Source organism: Pseudomonas sp. Sample_9, from assembly GCF_004307535.1.
Classification (GTDB): Bacteria; Pseudomonadota; Gammaproteobacteria; order Pseudomonadales; family Pseudomonadaceae; genus Aquipseudomonas; species Aquipseudomonas mercuritolerans.
On the sequence record NZ_RAZO01000447.1, the window covers coordinates 1 to 1211 of the forward strand.

Genomic DNA, 1211 nt, shown 5'->3' on the forward strand with positions numbered 1-1211 from the left:
GAGTTCTGCAGCATCTGCTTGAGCATCACCACGTCTTGCAGACCGTAAGCCATCCACGCATCCGCCGGCAGCCCGTCACGGCCGCCGCGCCCGGTTTCCTGGTAATAAGCCTCAAGGGATTTCGGCAGATCAAGGTGCGCGACAAAGCGTACGTTGGGCTTGTCGATGCCCATGCCGAACGCCACCGTGGCAACCATGATCAGGCCTTCCTCGTTGAGGAAGCGCTTCTGGTGATAGGCGCGCAAATCGTTGGGCAGACCGGCGTGATACGGCAGCGCCGGGAAACCCTGTTCGCTGAGGAACGCCGCAACTTCTTCGACCTTCTTGCGCGACAGGCAATACACGATGCCGGCATCGCTGCGCCGCTCGGCGAGGAACGCCAGCAACTGTTTGCGCGGCTGTTCCTTGGGCACGATGCGATAAAAGATGTTTGGGCGATCGAAACTCGACAGGAAGCGTTCGGCGTTCTGCAGGTGCAGGCGATCGACGATTTCTTCGCGGGTGCGCTTGTCGGCGGTCGCGGTGAGAGCGATGCGCGGAACGTTGGGGAACAGCTCGGCCAATTGACCCAGTTGCAGGTATTCGCGGCGGAAATCGTGGCCCCATTGCGATACGCAATGCGCTTCGTCGATGGCGAACAAGGCGATTTCCAGGCTTTGCAGGAATGCCAGCATGCGCGGCTGCACCAAGCGCTCGGGCGCCAAATAGAGCATTTTCACTTCGCCGCGTTTGATCCGCAGAGCGAGGTCGCGCTGCTGCTCGGCACTCAGCGTGGAGTTCAGCGCAGCGGCGGCCACGCCCAGTTCTTCAAGGGTGGCGACCTGATCGTCCATCAGCGCGATCAACGGCGACACGACCACCGCCAGACCTTCACGCAATAGCGCCGGCACCTGGAAGCACAACGACTTGCCGCCACCGGTAGGCATCAGCACCAGCGCATCACCGCCGCTGGCCACGCGCTCAATGATCGCACCCTGACGGCCACGGAAACTGTCGTAGCCGAAGATGTCCTTGAGGACGCGTTGAGCCTGTTCGAGCATAAAAACTCCAAAAATCTACCGATACATCCCTGCTCAGGCTGGTTCAGAGCAGCTTCGGCTGCTTAAACAAAACGTAAGAACACATTGCATGACCAGCGCAGCGCCGGCAGGGATCGCAAAACGCGGCAGTATACCCGAGGCCTTCGCCGCAGAGGGTGCCGCTGAGAAGAC

The 1211-nt window shown here is 60.7% G+C and carries 1 protein-coding gene; it reads right to left on the reverse strand.

Annotated elements, in window-relative coordinates:
- Positions 1-1040 (reverse strand): RecQ family ATP-dependent DNA helicase (locus D6877_RS25535; protein WP_130912499.1); only part of this gene is annotated, 1040 nt, incomplete at its 3' end.
- Between the last annotated feature and the right edge of the window lie 171 nt (positions 1041-1211).